Raw genomic sequence first — 16,939 nt, forward strand, 5'->3', positions numbered from 1 at the left:
AATGGGTAGGAAGAATATAGCTTGGGATGGAATCAGCTTTGATATTCCATCCGAATTTGAAGTAAGCGGAATAGACAAAAGCTTTATACAACTCGATAACGGTGAACACCCTTGCGCTGAAATCAGATGGTATGATTCAGGAAAAACGTATAAAGAACAAAATTATTTTCGTCAGTTAGCTAAAAAGATTGAAGCAGCATCAGGGATTAAAATTGAATCTTCAGTTCTTCCTTCAACTTGGAAGAAACCACTCGAAAGATTTCATTCAACTGCTTTCTATTGGCAATCAGACCTTTCTACCGGGCGCGGAGTTATGTTTTACTGCGCTAAATCTTCGAATGTAATGCTCATTCAGTTTATCGGAAAAGGCGGAGAACAACTCGACTGTGCTGCCACGACCCTTTTCGAAAGCATAAAGTTCTACAACACAGAAGAATACACCCCATGGCGTATCTACGACATGGAGGTAAAGCTTCCCGCCAGCTACAAGCTAGATACATTTGAATTCAAACCCGGTCGTTTCAAAATCGGTTTATGTAACGAAAATGAAAGCATTTCCCTTTACAGAATAAGTCCTGCCGATACAATTTTGAAAGAACGGACTCTAGGCGAATTTTCTCAGGAATTTTTTGAAGACGATATCAAAAGGCTAAATCTGTCCATTGCAGAACTCCAATTCGACACAGGTTCTACTTGTATGTTCGGACAGGAAAAGAAACCTTCGGCCGCAAAGCTCACAATGTCTAAATTTAGCTCTAAGCGTCGCCCTTTCGGACAGATTGAGGCTCGGTATACAAAACAGGCTAACCGCATTCAAGCCGTACTTATATGCTCACGCACAGCTATCCCCGAAGATAGAATGCAAAACATTTTTGAGAATTACACCATTGTTCGGTAGAAAGAAAAAGAAACCACTTCCAGAAATGACAAGAGGTGAAGCACTTGCGTGTAAGCCTGTTAAAAATTTGGATATCGAAGAAACCAGAGCAGACCACAATAGAATAGTTCTAGCCTATCCCTTGCGGATGAAACCAATCTTTGCAGATGTCGCCAAAAAGTATGGCCTTTGGAAAGGCGGACGTCCACCAATGAAAAGATTGGAACTAGATGATATGGGATCTCTTGTGTGGGATATGATTGATGGCGAAACCAGCGTAAAAAAAATAGCCGCATCTTTTGCAAAAAAATACAACGTCCTACCGCGTGAAGCAGAAGTTGCAACAGCCGCATTCCTAAAAGATTTAGGAAAACGAGGCTTAATCGCTTTCAGTATGAATAGCTGAATTGGGAAAATAACGACAAAAAAAAGGCTGGCTATGAAAACATAGCTGGCTTTTTAATTGTACGGACAATTAGTTATAATCACGCAAAAAAAGCAATTTCGATAGCGAAATTAACTACATGTCAGCTTGATGTATTCCTCAAAGCTAACACCATTCCAGACCTTGCTAACCCAGTACGCAGTAGCCCAGATCATCAAAGCAGTAGACTGCACATCAGACAACCTTTTCAGCTTCGCTTCTAGATTTCCTCTGCTAACTCCATGCGTAACATGAACATTTTCTGTTTCGCACGCTTCTTCTATGCGTAAAAACAGATAAGCTCCCTTACACTGGTTCGGAAGAATCTTAACACCACTATATGCTTCCAATATAGTTTTTAACTCAGAAACGTTAAGTTCCTTAGCAGTAGATCTCATTGATTTAAAAAACATATCAACGGCCCACGGTAGAATAAATTCAGCACCAGCACTTTTCGTTTTGAAATAGTTCTTAAGCCACTGCTCATGGTCATGTGTAATTCTAGCTGCAACCTGCGGCATCTCAACCTCCTAAATACAACTCCACTTATATTAGGTAAATAGATATATGTATTTCCAGCTAACATCAAGACTTTTTCTAGAGAAACTCACAACTCCTTTTAACGAAGGAAACTGTCGCGAATCTGCTTGAAAAGACTAAACAAAAGAGCTTCGGGAACATTCTTCTCATTAATTTCCATACTGACAATGCGAACAACAGTATTGTTGTTTGGGGTAACAGTCTCTTCTGTGGCAAGAACAATGGATTTTTTATCATCTAGAACCTCTTCACTTGCCTCAATAACCAATACCCACTGACTTTCTTTCTTTTCCCACCTCAGATCAACACTTCGATGTGAATTCACACTATTCTCAAGTAACTTTACATAATCTTCCAAAGAAAAATGCTTACGACCTTTACCAGCAACTCCAAGATAATGCCCATCTGAGTTCTGAATAACCAAAGGCCGTTCTAAGTATTCAGACGTCGGAAAAGAAGTCTCATCCGGACCATTTAATCCTCCACCTTTTCTGAGCAATCTAAAAAGCTCAACCCTATCACGTTTCAACTGTCCAATCTCCATGGCCATATCGAGAACATGTTCATTCGTCTTTGCTTCGAGCTTTCTCTTCTCACTCCTGAGACTTGAAACTTCATCACGCAAATCTCTAATCTCAGACTGAAATAAAACCTGATTAGACAAGAGATCTGAAACCTTTTCTATAACACTTGCAAGGCCCTGAACAACGGCCTGGATATCACTACTAGGTTCAACTCCAGCTTGATTGATCACTTGTTGTTCATTTTTAATACTATCTACTAACATACTAAATTTAAGGGATAATTCATTTTCAATTTGTTCAGTTGACCAATTCATTCCGTACATTTCACGTATCCTCCTAAAAATTTCTAATACATCAACAGAATACCTCTGCCTGCGAGAACCCTTATTTGAAGCGGGTATAAACTTGGAATACTTGTCTTTATAATAGACGACAGTAGAAGGTGGTATCCCCAACCTTCTACCAACCTCCCTAAGACTTAAATACTGACTAGACATAACACCTGCACAATTGTTGTTTATTCAAATTATGAACTACATATACAACAGTCATATCTGCACGTCAATAGCTTTTGATCAATTATTTAAACAATTGAACAACCAATGACCAATAGATTATTTAAACAAATTAAAACCAGAACCATAGACAATTAAGTATCAAGGATTATTATATTAGTAGGTAAGACGAGATGATATGAATCTTAACGGAGGGTAATCTAAAATAGGATGCCAAAACCAAATCATTGCGAATCGAGTCGCATCATTGAAAAAAATCAGTGCGTAATTAGGGGGAGTTATCCCCACCGCCGCGTAGCGTGGCAATACGCACTTTTTTCTTGCCTAATCCACAACTCGCAGTGTAATGATTTGCTTGAATAAATGTAATCTAAGCAAGTGTTGCACCCCACCTTTTTTTCTATAGATAAGATTAATAATGCTAGAAAAAGTATATACAAAAGATATCCAGAAAGGAATGTTCGTGGTTTGCTCAGCAAACGGCAATCCCTCCTTACCCGAAGAGATAGCCAACACCAGCATTTCTTCTAAAGAAACGATTCTAAAACTACAACGCTGTGACATTAAAGAAGTCCTCATAGATTCATCTAAAAGTACCACAGCAAACATCCATCCAAAGACCTCTTATTCTGAAGAAATTCTTTTCGCTCGCGAAACATACGCCAACATTCTGAATATGATTAAGTTGATATTTGAGACCGTTGAAAGAGGAGACTCGCTTGACGTGGCGCAATACGAAAAAAATATTGATCCACTGATTGATTCCATTGAAAGAAACCCCAGTGCCGCTGCAAGCCTGACTGTGCTGGCCCAGTCAGACAAGTATCTGTTTTCGCACAGCCTCAACACCGCAATATTGAGTGCCATGCTCGGTAGGTTTATGGGCCTTCCACGAGAATCAATCACGCAGCTTTCTATTGCTGCAATGCTGATGAATATTGGTGAAATTTGGATTCCAGACTCTATCTTGAAAAAAAAAGGAAAACTCACAAAACAAGAGTTTTCAACAGTAAAAGATCATCCAGTTGCTGCCTGTAAGTACCTCAACAATCAGCCGGGCATTTCTATAGATATAATTAAAGGAGTCCTTTCGCACCATGAGAGAGACGACAGCTCTGGATACCCAGAAGGCCTCTCTGGCAGCAAAATTCATAAATTTGCGAGAATTATTTCAATTTGCGATTCGTATGACTCAATGACTTCTGACCGTCCTTACAGAGAAGCAATGACGCCAAATATGGCAATTAAACATCTGTATTCAATGAAAAAAACCACCTTTCACACACGTTATATTGAGAGCTTTATTATGTGTGTCGGGATTTATCCGGTAGGATGTTTTGTAAAACTATCTGACGGAAGCTACGGCATAGTTTTGGAGAACACTCCGCAAGCCCCTCTTCTGCCACAAATCAAAATCGTATTTGACAGCAGATTGAGAGCAACACACCCTAAATATATCGATCTTGCAAAACTAGCTTCAGAGAACAGCGGCGAGTCATTAGAGATTGAAGAATGTATTCATCCAAAATCTTTCAAACTGGAACTGAGCAGATTCCTTTGGTAGATTTTAACTAGACATCTTCGAAAATTATTTCCAGTGTCAGGAAATATTCCCTGAACCACGATAGTAATGCCCCGACCTTCTCTACGTCATTAACATCACTTGCCCTTTCCAAACCTTTCCCTATTTCGGCCAAACTCACGAATCCATAGTTTAAGGCAGTGCCCTTAATATTGTGGCCAATTCTATTAACTGTAATCATGTCGTTATTAACAACAGCCTCTTCAAGTGCCTTTATTTCCAACTCCGTATTAGAAATAAAGCCCGGAATCAGTTCCTTCAAATCAATATCTATATTCTCCGTATTTTTTCTAATCATTATTCCTCCTGCTATTTAAACACTGACATCTAAATATGTAATCAGGCTATTCTTAGCCTACTAAGCATTACTTATTGTAATGACTAAGTAGCACTTTTTTACTCAATTATGTCAAAAAAAAGGGGCACCACCCTTTAAAAGATGATGCCCCGGGTAAATAGTCGTTCAGGACTTAAATTCTAATCTTCAAGCTGCTGTAATCCATCAAGTTTCCACATTGCAGATTCATTATTTTCTTTAACAAAGCTCCAAACTTCACGAATCTGAGAAGGCTGTGATTCATTTGCATCTTCACGAAGCAGCACATCGTAATAAACTGTAGCGAGAATTTGAGATCCCTCTTCCTTAACTTCAAGAAGCCTTGCGTTGATCAGCATTATATCTGTCTTGGAAGGGCTCGGATCATCTGCAAGCTGCTGTTTAATCTCTGCAACAACACCAGCAGTTGCAAACTGCTCAATGTCACTCAAATCACGCCCGTCCCATGACTTTTGAAGACGTGTGTATATTGCTTTAGCACCTTCAAGAAAGTCCTCAGAATCAAAGCCGGCAGGAACGCCTATTTCAGGACTGACCTGCTCTGCCCCTTGGGGAGCAGACATGGGAGACTCTTTAGGCTTTGACGACAGATGGTCCCAGGCACTATTAGAATTCTGCTCTCTGCGACTGTTGATATCTACAGGATTACCTTGCCGTGGAGCAGATTTATTTTGCTGAGCACCGGGCTGACCCAAGATAGCGCCTAACCCGCCTCTACGTCGAACAAACTTGATACCAAAGTAAATCAATGCCCCAATAATTATTATATTTAAGAATCCACCACCGCCGCCGCCGCCCATTCCTCCGCCACCAAGCATGGATCCAAGAAATGTTCCGGCCAAAAGTCCGCCCATAAGCCCCATACCGGGACGGGCAAGTCCACTTTGAGCTCCAGCTGCACCTGTTGCTCCAGCAGCTTTAGTTGATGTAGGAGCTGTTGTTGTCGGTTTCTTATAAGATTTTGAAAAAGATGACTTACTTCCAAAGGATCTACCACCACCAAATCTTCTTGCGTCTGCATCCCCAACCATAAGAGCAAGCAAACAAATCATTGTCAGAGGAAGAGCCACGTAACCTAGTAGTTTCATCTAATACCTCATAGTATTTAAATTAAAAAAAATCTGCGACAAAGGCCGCAGACTTAATATTAATACCCAATTCAAGGCTGTCTAGTAAAAAGATTCAATTAGAAAGGTTATTTCTACAATAATTTTACTTTTTTCATTGCCTCTTCAACATTCGCAGAGGTGATAGGCTTAACCAGATATTCGTCAGCACCGCCCTTAAAAAGGGCATTCATAACATTTTTAGGATCGTCAAGAGCTGTCGTCATAATGACCTTAACTTCTCTTTTAGGGGGAATTGAATAGAGCTCTTCCAGTTGGCGGATCTTTTGCAATGCTTCATGTCCATCCATTTCCGGCATCATTATATCCATGCAAATCAGGTCGTAAGGAGGACCACTGCTAAGAGACACTTCAAAAATCCTGACAGCCTCTATTCCATCTGAGGCTGTGTCACACTCTCCATATTTTACCATTAAATGAGAAATAAACTTCATGCTTGCGACTTCATCTTCAACAACTAATATTTTCATAAAACACCCCTTGGAATATACTACTCTCGACAACTCAAAGAGCAATCCAATCCTAAATCACCAGTTAATCATAAATAATGAATGTTATCTTTTTTCTTATCATTAATGACCTTGCGGTCAGTCAAAATCAAAGGTAGTTATCCATCAAAACTTAATTAGGACATAACATGATTGATACGATTTTATCCATTCCTTTTTTCATAAATGCACAGCTCGGAACAGGTCCTCACTGGGACCATTGGCCTTTCGGACCTGGCTATGGCGATCTTAACGCTTCACTTTTAAAAATTGCTTTTTGTGCATTAATTCTTGGCTTCATCATTGTATTCTTGAGAGTTCTGTTTGGTCCCAAAGGGATTTTCAGAGATCATGAAATGGACCGAGAAGCCGAAGAAATGCGTGCGCAACAACTTAAAACACTTGAAGAAAATTTAAAATCCGGAGAAATTTCTGAACTTGATTACAAGTTCACTAAAAAGAAAATTCTGCACTAATAATTTTTATGATAAAGTTTAAAGAGATATTCAAAAGTTTCAGCTCACCATACTTAAAAGTAGCAAATGAACGTGAACATTCAGACTATCAGCTGAAATACGATCATTCATTGCGGGTGTTTGAAAATTGCCAAGGTATCTGTGAATCTTTAGACCTCACTCCAGAGCAAACTCAAACAGCTGAAATTGCCGCACTTTTTCACGACACAGGCCGCTTTCCACAATATTTTAAATATAAAACATTTAAAGATAGCGACTCGTGCAACCATGCAACAATGGGCGTGAAACAAATTATTCGCGGAAAGCTCCTTAGAGATTTGCCTAAATCACAACTTAGGATCATACTCGGTGCGATTGCCTTGCATAATCGCATGGCAATACCTGCCCATATCCCAGAGCAATTGCGGACCGTAACGCAAATAATCCGGGATTCGGACAAAATTGATATCATGGGTATTATGCTTGCGCATATGAGTGATAGCAAACACCTTGGCTCAGTTGCCTTAATGGGTCTTGAAGAAAAACCTGATGAAGTTACTGGTTCGGTGCTATCTTCTGTAGAGTCCGGCAAGCAAGCAATTTACACAGATATGACCTGCATAAACGACTTTAGACTGCTCATTTTGAGTTGGGCGTATGACCTGAACTATAAATGGTCAAAAAAGCAAATGATCGACCGTAATGTAGTTAGGCAAATATTCTCTCAACTACCTGATATTCCGAGAGTTGCTAGCTTGTACGATCCTATTATGAACCATCTGAATTCATAATAAGAAATTTGTTATAAGACTTATTGGTTTCTTGCTTTTTCAAATTTGGTACTTATTTATCGGTTAGAATTATTTTATTATACTGTAAACCACTAATACAATGGACACTGAAACATGATCGAAGCTAATCAAGATATTATCATACTAGGAGCTGGCCCCGGAGGCCTACAAGCCGCTATTCACGCAGCAAGAAAAGGACTTAAAGTTCTTGTTCTAGGTAAAAATGATAAAAGCAGTCTCTGGTGGGCACATATCGAAAACTTTTGTTGTACTCTTGAAATTTCCGGTGAACAAATTTTAAAAACAGGCCAGCAACAAGCAGAAAGCTTTGGAGCGATCTTCTTTAATGAAGATGTTCTAAGCATTGTTCCGCCAGACCTGATGTCACTTGATGGCAGCGGTTTCACTGTGAACAGCGAAACAAAAACCTTCAAGGCTAAAGCCGTCATTATATGCACAGGAACGACCCGCAACAAACTAGGCGTTCCCGGCGAAAAAGCCCTTTTCGGAAAAGGGGTCAGCTATTGTGTTGAGTGCGACGGAAACTTCTTCAAAGGCGAAGAAGTTGTTGTCGTAGGCGGGGAAAGTGCTGCAGCAGGCGGTGCTCTTCACCTGACACACTTAGCATCCAAAACTCATTTGGTGGCAAAAGAATTCTCATTCGCGCCAGAACTTATGCAGCGCCTCAAAGATTCGGGTGTCATAATTCACGAAGGCGTAGAAGTTAAAGAAATCACAGGCGATGCCGGTGTTGACGGTTTGGTTCTCGATAATGGAACCACACTTGGCGTTACAGGTGTCTTCATTGAACTCGGAGCGAAGGGAGTCATGTCTCTTGCGGCAGAGCTAGGAATCACACTTGATGAATCAATGAAATTCATTGAAACAGATAAACAACAGCGCACCAACGTGCCTGGACTTTTTGCAGCGGGCGATATCTGCGGGCCTCCACTACAGATGGCAAAGGCTGTCGGAGAAGGCTGTGTAGCAGGTCTTGCTGCCGCTAAGTTTGCAAAAAAACTTTAGCACAACGCGAACAAGGTTATACTAAAGCCCGCTTTCAAAATGCCTATACAGACATTTTGGAAACGGGCTTTTTTTTACCATATAGAGTGCAATCTTACAGACAATATTAGTTCAAGCTACCTAGATTACTACATAATACCATTTATCAGCTCAGCAGAACAAGTACATCCTGACCTAACGGGATGAATAAATGTAGTTGGGATATAAGAAAGCAGTTCCCACCTTTGCTCCAGCAGTATCAGACTGTATAACACCAACCCTCGCGACGATGTTAATGCCTGTACCACTTAGGCCTCGGCAAACTTCTTCGTAAAAACCGCTAGAATCCTTTTCATATTTAGGCGGCAGCAAATAAAGCCCTGACCACCCAGAATACCCCACCCCTGCAAGATTCTCCAAAATCGAAACACGCATATTTTCCGGTCTGTGAGAAATCAAAAAGACTGGAACATTGTGCATCAGCAACGAATCATAGAGTTCCAAAGTAGGCCGTAACACAGGCAAAATTCCTAAAATAACATTGGAATCCACTTCTTTGCGCCCGCTTACATTATCCGAAAAACCCTGTTTTTTGCGTATTTTATAGGTAGAGACTAAAACATCTTCCACCGACATCACCACTGCCGGATATTTCATACCTCCGACAACAGCCTTTTCTACAGCATCCGCAATTTCTTTCACGGAAGCCTGAACATCCAGTAGATATTGACCGCTTTCGTGATACTCCAGAACACGGGTTCTCGCATCAGGAATAGACACCATCTGTCCTGTATCTTTCAATCTTTTAGCCGTAGTAGAAACACAACCGGCAACATTAAGAATAAGTAAAATAATAAAAATGCGTGCAAACAATATGATTACCCCTGATAACAAAATCTAAAAGATATCCCCCTGCTCCATCACGTTCAGTAATTATCACAAGAAGCTTGCAAACTACAATAGTTTCTCTTGGAACAAACATATTATTTTATACCCAAATTGCCCATTAACAAAATTTTAACATTGAATAAACTAAACTGTGATACTTTTTGCACATGCTAATGATTGAGCTAGACAAAAGCATGTGGTTTCACTATATATTTTATAATTAAAATTCTCTACAAAACGAGGGATAATCGGTGCATAAAAAGTTTTTACCTATCTCCATTCTACTCATTGTACTTCTTGGACTCTCTGTCTCCGGGTACATGACTTCTCCTGAAAAGCAAAAAATTCCAGTACGAATTTTATTAAAAAACAGCGGTGGTAAAGTAATATTTGCACACACCAAGCACCTTAGAGAATACGAAATAGCCTGTGACAAGTGCCATCACGAACGGGCTGACAACGAATCAGAACCTCTCCCCTGCGGAACTTGTCACCCCAAAGAATTCGACAAAGAATTTACTCGCGATCATATTAATTCGTTTCCAGACAATACATATTGCGTGACCTGTCACCATGCAGAACTTGGTGAACTCAACTTCGACCACGAAGCTCATGAAGAATACGCTGAGGAAGATTGTCAGACATGTCACCACGGCCCAGATATTGAAGAAGAGCCGCAAAACTGTACCAATTGCCATACCAGTGCAGGCACCAAGGACATACCAAGCATCCGAAATGCTGCGCATGACCGCTGCGCGACTTGTCATGAAGAACAGTTCGACGACGGGTTGAAAGGTTGTGACTCATGTCATAAAATAAAAGACATGAAACTATTTGAAGTTGATCCCACTCCTTGTAGTCAATGCCATCAAAATGCCGATAAAGATCTGATTCCGAATCGTGTGGAGGCATTCCATGCCATGTGTATGGATTGTCATAAAGAGATTAAAAACGGCCCGTACAAAGATAATGACTGTGACAAATGTCATTTAAGATAAGGTGGATACAGTTACTATGAACCCTATTTTCTCACTTACTCCATCAGAGCGCGGACCGGTACTGCGCATCAGAGAGCAGGAACTCAGTTCTGCTCTTACCATATCTCTCGAGATAACAGGCCTTAAAACGCTTGTATCAAAGGGAGAACTCGTTGCGAAAGGTCAGCAATTATGCGTTGACCCTGGCAATAAACTTCCAAGTGTACATTCTTCCATTTCAGGCAAGGTTCTTGATCTTAAGAATGACTTCATTCTCATCGAAGAAGAAGGCGACAGGTTAGCTGAGCCACTTCCATTTAATAGCTCAGACAGTGTTTCAATGCTCAGTGACTTGCGGGATGCCGGTATTGATGTGCGCGGTTTTAAACAAGGTTGCACTTTAATCATCAACGCGGTTCCTAAAGAATTTGGAATTGATGGGCACAGATTTCTGATTGAAGAATTCAATCACGTTATGAGCGAAGGACTGGACTACTTAAAGAAAGCCCTTTCGCCGATAGCGTCAGCCATTGCCGTACCTCGGGGCATGGCATGGACTCTCCCCGGATGCACAGGTCACGAGATTGATCCGGTATATCCTGCGGGACTGCCGCCGATGGTTGTCAAATCCGTAACAGGAAAAGAGCTGCCTCCGGATGTTTGTGTGATTGATGCCGCCACTCTGTACAGAATTGGGCGCACAGTTCACAGCAAACAACCTGTCACCGAGATTATGGTTAAAGTAGGCTCAACCCTGTTCCAAACTCCAGTAGGAACAACCGTAGGCCTATTAACCCGTAAAGCTGGATTCAGCTTATCTGATGGAGACAGGGTCTTACTTGGCGGACCTTTATCGGGCCGTGCTGTTTACTCATTGAACCACGGGATTTCTGCATCCACGCAAGCGGTTACTGTCGTCTATGGCGGTGACGATCCAGTGGCAAAAGATTCACCCTGCGTAGGCTGCGGAGAATGCGTAATGAAATGTCCGGCCAGACTCATGCCGAATATGATTTCGCGCCACGCAGAATTTGGACTTTTTGAGAACACGCTTAATTATTTCATTGCATCATGTTTCGAATGCGGGCTTTGCGCATACTGGTGCACAGCTCAACGGCCGCTGCTACAGTACATAAGATTGGCGAAGAAAGAGCTTTTAGATAAACCGATACTCGAAGACCTTCGGAAGTAGATATGAAACCGATTAGCGGATCTCCAGTTTTAACAGTTTCCAGCAGCCCGCACATTCATTGCGGTCGAACCATAAAGGGAACTTCCTTACAAATTTTGCTGGCTTTGTTGCCGGCAGCAGGCTTTGCCATTTGGCATAGTGGTATTCCAGCACTCAGGGTTCTAGCTCTGTCTTGCGTTGTTGCTGTAATTGCGGAAGCAGGATGCCTAAAACTCATGAAACGGAAAATTGAATCCGACAACTATACGGCTCTACTGTGTGGATTGATGTTTGGATTCCTGCTGCCACCAAGCAGTCCTTGGTGGATGGTTGCAGTTGGCAGTTCGCTCTCTGTTATAATAGGAAGAATGGTTTTCGGAGGTCTTGGCGGTGAACCTTTATGCGCACCGCTTGTAGGCTGGGCAATATGTAAAGTGTCATGGCCTGAACTTATGAACTTTGACATGAGCATGCTTACATCAGAACTCGCCTACCCACTAAGCCAGCTCCAGAATTTCGGCCCCGAAACTTTAGACGAATATTCATTGAAATCGCTTATCCTCGGATTCCAGCTAGGAGGATCCGGTGCTGCCCAGTCAGGCGCAATCCTTCTTGGAGGACTATACCTGATCAGTCGTAAAATCATTAGAATTGACATTCCACTAGCATTCGTTGGCGGAATATCAGTTGCTGCTGCATTATTTTACACAATGTCGCCTGTTGATTATGCACTGCCAGTTTATCACATTTTATGTGGGTCCACCTTGTTCGGAGCTTTCTTCCTCGCAACAGACAGTTCATCCTCTCCTGTGGGCCATATAGCTATGATCGCATATGGATTCACAGCCGGAATTTTAGTTATAATTATCCGAGTCTACGGCGCGTATCCAGATGGAGTTCCATTCGCAATACTTCTTGCAAACTTAATGACTCCACTCTTTGAAAAGATCAGGCCGAAACCTTTCGGCGGAATTACTAACGTCCACTTGCAGAGATAGTTTATGAACGAAATAATAAAAATGATCGTAGTTCTTTCACTCATATGTGGCTTGTCCGGTTTCACACTTGCCACATTAAAAGAAGCGACAAACGATAAAATAGAAGAACAGGTGCTGACCTATGTTCAAGGCCCGGCAATCAATGATGTGCTGGTCGGATATGACAATTCTCCAGTTAAGGATCGTAAGAAATTCGACATACCGGGAACAGATCAACAGGTAACTGTTTTTCCCGCGCTGAAAGATGGTAAGCTTTTCGGAGTGGCTCTTGAAACTTTCGCTAAAGGATATGGCGGAAATGTAGGAGTCATGGTCGGGTTCAATATCGATGGAATCAACCTGAACGGCATAGGCATTACGACTATGAAAGAAACTCCCGGCATTGGTGCAAGGGTTGCAGAACAAGGATTTACCAAGCAATTCAATGGACACCCTGCTGAAGTAGAACTTTCAGCCAAGGGAGGTGATATTGATGGAATTTCAGGAGCAACCATTTCATCTACAGCGTCAGTTGAAGCAGTGAAGCAAGCTATAAATATTTTTGGGCTGATTAAACCGCAGCTAGCCACGGCATGGACAAAGGGGTCTTAATAATGAGTAGATTATGGAAAGAATTTTCTAAAGGTTTATGGACTGACCTGCCTCCTTTTAAAATCGTACTCGGCCTCTGCCCTGTTCTGGCAGTAACCAAAACGGCTGATAACGGATTTGGAATGGGACTGGCCGTTATCTTTGTTCTGACTCTTTCAAATGTTTTTGTTTCCGCTGTCAGAAAAATTATTCCTGCGAAAGTTCGTATCGCATGCTTCATTGTTATTGCGGCTTCACTCGTAGTGGTTGTTGAACTGCTAATGCAGGCTTATGCTTACCCACTCTATCAACAACTGGGTATTTTCGTTCCGCTCATTGTTGTTAACTGTATTATTCTCGGGCGCGCAGAGGCTTTCGCATCCAAAAACACAGTTCTCCTTTCAGCCGCAGACGGATTCGGAATGGGCGTTGGTTTTACCATGTCGCTGACTTTCCTAGGTGGACTGCGTGAACTTTTCGGATACGGAACGCTTTTCGGCAGTCAGATAATGCCTGAATCGTTCAAACCTTTCAGCTTCATGATCGAAGCACCGGGAGCATTTGTATGCCTCGGAATAGTTCTGGCTGGAATGAACGCATTCACCAACAGACAAAGACGTAAAAAAGGGCTGGCAGTTCTCGATAACCCAACCCATGATTGCAAAACCTGCGGCCTTTGCGGTCATTAGGAAGGAATAGATTATGAAAGATTTTTTCCTACTTTTCGTATCAGCCATCTTTGTAAACAACATTGTTCTGGCTCAATACTTAGGTAACTGCCCTTTCATCGGTACATCCAAAAAGATTTCCGTAGCGGTCGGCATGGGTAGCGCGGTTGTTTTTGTTGCGACCATGGCAGCGTCCATAACATGGGCCGTTCAAGAATATCTGCTGGACCCTCTAGGGCTGCAATATCTGCAAACTTTGACATTCATTCTGGTCATCGCCGCTCTCGTTCAGTTTGTGGAAATGTTTCTAAAAAAAGCAGTGCCTCCGCTATACAAAGCACTAGGTATATTTCTGCCACTGATCACCACAAACTGCGCAGTTATGGGTATTGCCATTATCTGTCAGCGCGAAGAATTTACTTTCGGTAAAACGGTAGCCTTCTCGTTCGCATCAGGACTCGGCTTCATGATGGCTCTTATTGTTCTATCTGCAATCAGAGAAAAGATTGAAGTCTCGAGAGTCCCCAAAGCCATGCAGGGAACCCCCATCGCATTGATCATGGCAGGACTTATGTCCTTAGCCTTTTTTGCGTTTAAAGGGATGATATAATGCCAACAGAATACACAGGCAAAGTTAAATGATTACATCATCAATACTTGTTCTTTTCGGACTGGGATTCACAGCGGCGGTAATTCTCGCTGTGGCTTCAAAAGTTCTACATGTGAAAGAAGATCCTAGAATAGCACAACTTGAAGACGCACTGCCCGGTGTAAACTGCGGCGGTTGCGGATATGCGGGTTGCGCTGGCGCAGCTAATGCTGTTGTCGAAGGAAAATCCGGGTCTAACGTATGTGTTATCGGCGGTCTTGATACAGCAAAAGCAGTCGCCGCGGTCATGGGACTTGAGGTTCTCGAAGCTGAGCCGGACCTTGCTTTCAGGGACTGCACAGGCGGAGAAAGGGCCGAAGATCTTTTCACATACGAGGGGGCCGGAGATTGCCGCGCGCAGGCCCTTTTATACAAAGGTAGTAAAACCTGTCCCGAAGGTTGCCTCGGGCTTGGCACATGCGTAGCAGTATGTCCATTTGACGCAATTCACATGGGACCGGAAGGCCTGCCTGTGGTAGATCCGCTTGCTTGCAGATCATGTAAAAAATGCGTGGATGCATGCCCCCGCAATGTTCTCTCCATTATTTCAATGACCGAAAGACTTATGCATCAGGAAGAAGTTAACGACTGCCTTGCCCCGTGCCGGCAAAAGTGCCCGGGACAGATTAATATTCCTAAATACATAGAGCTTGCTGGCAAAGGAGACTACGCAGGAGCCATTCACACCTTACGCGAACGCAATCCCCTGCTCCTTGTGTGTGGGCGTGTATGCCCTCGCCCGTGCGAGGCGGACTGCCGCAGAGCGCATGTAGACGAACCTGTAGCTATAAACATGATTAAGCGTTTTGTTGCCGACTGGGAGCTAAAAAACAATCTGCGCCTTGAAATACCTTGCGCACGTGAGACCGGTCATAAAGTAGCGGTAATAGGCGGAGGACCGGCAGGACTTTCATGTGCATTCTTTTTACGCAGACTTGGGCATAGCCCGACAATTTTCGAATCTATGCCTGAGCTTGGCGGTCAGCTTCGTTACGGCATACCGGAATACAGACTTCCCAAGAAAGACCTTGCATGGGAAATTCAGGGAATCCTTGATCTTGGAATTGAAGTCCACACAGAAAAGAATTTCGGCGTTGACTTTACCACAGAGAGTTTAGAGAAAGAAGGCTTTGAAGCTTTCTTCATAGGACTTGGAGCATGGGCCAGCGGCACACTCAGAATTGAGGGTGAAGAATCTGTGGGTGTACTTAGCGGAACAGAATTACTCACGGGAGTAGGACTTAACGAAGCTCCGGAAATAGGTCCCAAAGTTTTAGTTGTAGGTGGTGGTAATACCGCCATCGACACGGCTCGGACGAGCATTCGTTTAGGATGTGATGTAACTATAGTCTACCGCAGAACCCGCAACGAAATGCCCGCGAATATAGAAGAAATTGAAGGAGCAGAAGACGAGGGTGTTAAATTCATATTCCTCACAGCTCCAACCAAGGTTATTGCCGATGAAAATGGGTGCGCAACTCACCTTGAATGTATAAAAATGAAACTAGGCGAACCAGATGAATCGGGTCGCCGCAGGCCTAACCCGATTGAAGGCTCTGAAGTACAATATTCAGCAGACACAATCATAGCCGCGATCGGTCAAAAACCGTCACTATCATGTTTCTATTCAGAAGATTCAGACCAGTGCCCACTAGACTTCACACGCTGGAGAACAGTAAATGCTAACCCTGACACCTTGCAGACAGCAGTTGAAAACGTCTTCACAGGCGGCGATCTCTTTAGTGGACCTGATCTTGTTATATCAGCTGTGGGAGCAGGACGAAGAGCAGCCCGTTCAATCCACCACCTGCTAACAACGGGAGAAATACCTGTAGCGGACAATATTGCTCGCCAGCTTATTCCGTACACACTGTTTAAAGATGTTGACGGAGTTATCAATAAAGACCGCTCATCTATGCCTCACCTTTGCGAAGGAGATCATAGAACGTCTACGTTCAGCGAAGTCGAGGGAGCTTTATCCGAAGAACAGCTTAAGATCGAAACTGCACGCTGCTTACGCTGCGGCCTTATTTGCTATGATAGAGATATCCCACTTGCAGATGTAAAAACCGAACGAGTTGGAGAAAAGGTTGAATAGCTTCAGCAGTGTATTGAAATAACTGTGTGCAAACTATATCCATGCGAGAAGTACGAGAAAAATAAATAAGGTTTGGAAAGATACCCGTAAAGGATATTAGCTTACTAAACTCAAATTTATGGTTCTAAAAGGCTGGTAATATTTGATCTGGCAAGAATATAAACAGAAACGCAACACAGACATCTACTTGCTATAGAAACCTTTCTGTTCATAATTGTGCCAATCTTATCCGGCAGTGGCTAGCTGTTAGTTTGT

At 42.6% G+C, this 16,939-nt stretch carries 19 protein-coding genes; 13 read left to right on the top strand and 6 right to left on the bottom strand.

The window, feature by feature from the left end; translation table 11 throughout:
* Nucleotide 1 precedes the first annotated feature (1 nt).
* Both BR06_RS0112215 and BR06_RS0112220 read left to right on the top strand, forming a co-directional pair.
* Complete coding sequence (locus tag BR06_RS0112215) at nucleotides 2-898, top strand: hypothetical protein (RefSeq protein ID WP_031483444.1); 897 nt, start codon at nucleotides 2-4, stop codon at nucleotides 896-898.
* Nucleotides 873-1,283: a PqqD family protein gene (locus BR06_RS0112220; protein WP_235727724.1), complete on the top strand. Its 411-nt coding sequence runs from the start codon at nucleotides 873-875 to the stop codon at nucleotides 1,281-1,283. Before BR06_RS0112215 ends, BR06_RS0112220 begins: the two co-directional genes overlap by 26 nt.
* A 110-nt stretch (nucleotides 1,284-1,393) precedes the next feature.
* On the opposite strand, the gene BR06_RS0112225 is transcribed toward BR06_RS0112220, so the two are convergent.
* Together BR06_RS0112225 and BR06_RS0112230 are read right to left on the bottom strand one after the other, a co-directional pair.
* Nucleotides 1,394-1,822, bottom strand: a complete 429-nt coding sequence (locus BR06_RS0112225; RefSeq protein ID WP_031483448.1) for a hypothetical protein — start codon at nucleotides 1,820-1,822, stop codon at nucleotides 1,394-1,396.
* Between the two features lie 98 nt (nucleotides 1,823-1,920).
* Entirely contained in the window at nucleotides 1,921-2,862 is a 942-nt protein-coding gene (locus BR06_RS0112230) for a MerR family transcriptional regulator (protein ID WP_031483450.1), read from the bottom strand.
* 436 nt (nucleotides 2,863-3,298) lie between these two features.
* Between BR06_RS0112230 and BR06_RS0112235 the strand changes: the two genes are divergently transcribed.
* Entirely contained in the window at nucleotides 3,299-4,444 is a 1,146-nt protein-coding gene (locus BR06_RS0112235) for an HD-GYP domain-containing protein (protein ID WP_031483451.1), read from the top strand.
* Between the two features lie 7 nt (nucleotides 4,445-4,451).
* Here the strand turns inward: BR06_RS0112235 and BR06_RS0112240 are convergent, their stop codons facing one another.
* The 3 genes from BR06_RS0112240 to BR06_RS0112250 form a co-directional block, all read right to left on the bottom strand.
* On the bottom strand, nucleotides 4,452-4,760 hold the full coding sequence (locus tag BR06_RS0112240; protein ID WP_031483454.1) for an Hpt domain-containing protein: 309 nt from the start codon (nucleotides 4,758-4,760) through the stop codon (nucleotides 4,452-4,454).
* 179 nt (nucleotides 4,761-4,939) lie between these two features.
* A complete protein-coding gene (locus BR06_RS0112245; RefSeq protein ID WP_031483456.1) occupies nucleotides 4,940-5,887 on the bottom strand; it encodes a Tim44 domain-containing protein in 948 nt (315 codons plus the stop codon).
* A 113-nt stretch (nucleotides 5,888-6,000) separates the two neighbouring features.
* Nucleotides 6,001-6,396 (bottom strand): response regulator, encoded by a 396-nt coding sequence (locus tag BR06_RS0112250; protein WP_031483458.1) that lies wholly within the window; start codon nucleotides 6,394-6,396, stop codon nucleotides 6,001-6,003.
* A gap of 167 nt (nucleotides 6,397-6,563) precedes the next feature.
* Between BR06_RS0112250 and BR06_RS0112255 the strand changes: the two genes are divergently transcribed.
* The 3 genes from BR06_RS0112255 (at nucleotide 6,564) to BR06_RS0112265 (ending at nucleotide 8,686) form a co-directional block, all read left to right on the top strand.
* Nucleotides 6,564-6,890: a hypothetical protein gene (locus BR06_RS0112255; protein WP_031483460.1), complete on the top strand. Its 327-nt coding sequence runs from the start codon at nucleotides 6,564-6,566 to the stop codon at nucleotides 6,888-6,890.
* An 8-nt stretch (nucleotides 6,891-6,898) separates the two neighbouring features.
* On the top strand, nucleotides 6,899-7,660 hold the full coding sequence (locus BR06_RS0112260) for an HD domain-containing protein (RefSeq protein WP_031483462.1): 762 nt from the start codon (nucleotides 6,899-6,901) through the stop codon (nucleotides 7,658-7,660).
* Nucleotides 7,661-7,774: 114 nt separating this feature from the next.
* Nucleotides 7,775-8,686 carry an NAD(P)/FAD-dependent oxidoreductase gene (locus BR06_RS0112265; RefSeq protein WP_031483464.1) on the top strand — a complete coding sequence of 304 codons (912 nt, stop codon included), beginning with the start codon at nucleotides 7,775-7,777 and terminating at the stop codon, nucleotides 8,684-8,686.
* A 174-nt stretch (nucleotides 8,687-8,860) separates the two neighbouring features.
* On the opposite strand, the gene BR06_RS0112270 is transcribed toward BR06_RS0112265, so the two are convergent.
* Nucleotides 8,861-9,538, bottom strand: a complete 678-nt coding sequence (locus BR06_RS0112270; protein WP_031483467.1) for an HAD family acid phosphatase — start codon at nucleotides 9,536-9,538, stop codon at nucleotides 8,861-8,863.
* A 266-nt stretch (nucleotides 9,539-9,804) separates the two neighbouring features.
* Here BR06_RS0112270 and BR06_RS0112275 point away from each other — a divergent pair, with 266 nt between their 5' ends.
* Genes BR06_RS0112275 through BR06_RS0112305 form a run of 7 tightly spaced genes read left to right on the top strand, consistent with a single transcriptional unit; the run spans nucleotide 9,805 to nucleotide 16,684 of the window.
* Nucleotides 9,805-10,551, top strand: coding sequence for a cytochrome c3 family protein (locus BR06_RS0112275; protein ID WP_031483469.1), 747 nt, complete (start codon nucleotides 9,805-9,807; stop codon nucleotides 10,549-10,551).
* 16 nt (nucleotides 10,552-10,567) lie between these two features.
* The gene (locus tag BR06_RS0112280; RefSeq protein WP_031483471.1) at nucleotides 10,568-11,722 is read left to right on the top strand and encodes a 4Fe-4S dicluster domain-containing protein; all 1,155 of its coding nucleotides are present in this window, start codon (nucleotides 10,568-10,570) and stop codon (nucleotides 11,720-11,722) included.
* Between the two features lie 2 nt (nucleotides 11,723-11,724).
* A complete protein-coding gene (locus tag BR06_RS0112285; protein WP_031483473.1) occupies nucleotides 11,725-12,699 on the top strand; it encodes an RnfABCDGE type electron transport complex subunit D in 975 nt (324 codons plus the stop codon).
* Between the two features lie 3 nt (nucleotides 12,700-12,702).
* A complete protein-coding gene (gene rnfG / locus BR06_RS0112290) occupies nucleotides 12,703-13,290 on the top strand; it encodes an RnfABCDGE type electron transport complex subunit G (RefSeq protein WP_031483474.1) in 588 nt (195 codons plus the stop codon).
* Between the two features lie 2 nt (nucleotides 13,291-13,292).
* Entirely contained in the window at nucleotides 13,293-13,958 is a 666-nt protein-coding gene (gene rsxE, locus BR06_RS0112295; RefSeq protein WP_031483476.1) for an electron transport complex subunit RsxE, read from the top strand.
* Between the two features lie 13 nt (nucleotides 13,959-13,971).
* Nucleotides 13,972-14,547: an electron transport complex protein RnfA gene (locus BR06_RS0112300; RefSeq protein WP_031483477.1), complete on the top strand. Its 576-nt coding sequence runs from the start codon at nucleotides 13,972-13,974 to the stop codon at nucleotides 14,545-14,547.
* 28 nt (nucleotides 14,548-14,575) lie between these two features.
* On the top strand, nucleotides 14,576-16,684 hold the full coding sequence (locus tag BR06_RS0112305) for an FAD-dependent oxidoreductase (RefSeq protein ID WP_031483479.1): 2,109 nt from the start codon (nucleotides 14,576-14,578) through the stop codon (nucleotides 16,682-16,684).
* Nucleotides 16,685-16,939 lie beyond the last annotated feature (255 nt).

Origin of the sequence: Maridesulfovibrio frigidus DSM 17176 (assembly GCF_000711735.1) — a bacterium.
Lineage (GTDB): Bacteria > Desulfobacterota > Desulfovibrionia > Desulfovibrionales > Desulfovibrionaceae > Maridesulfovibrio > Maridesulfovibrio frigidus.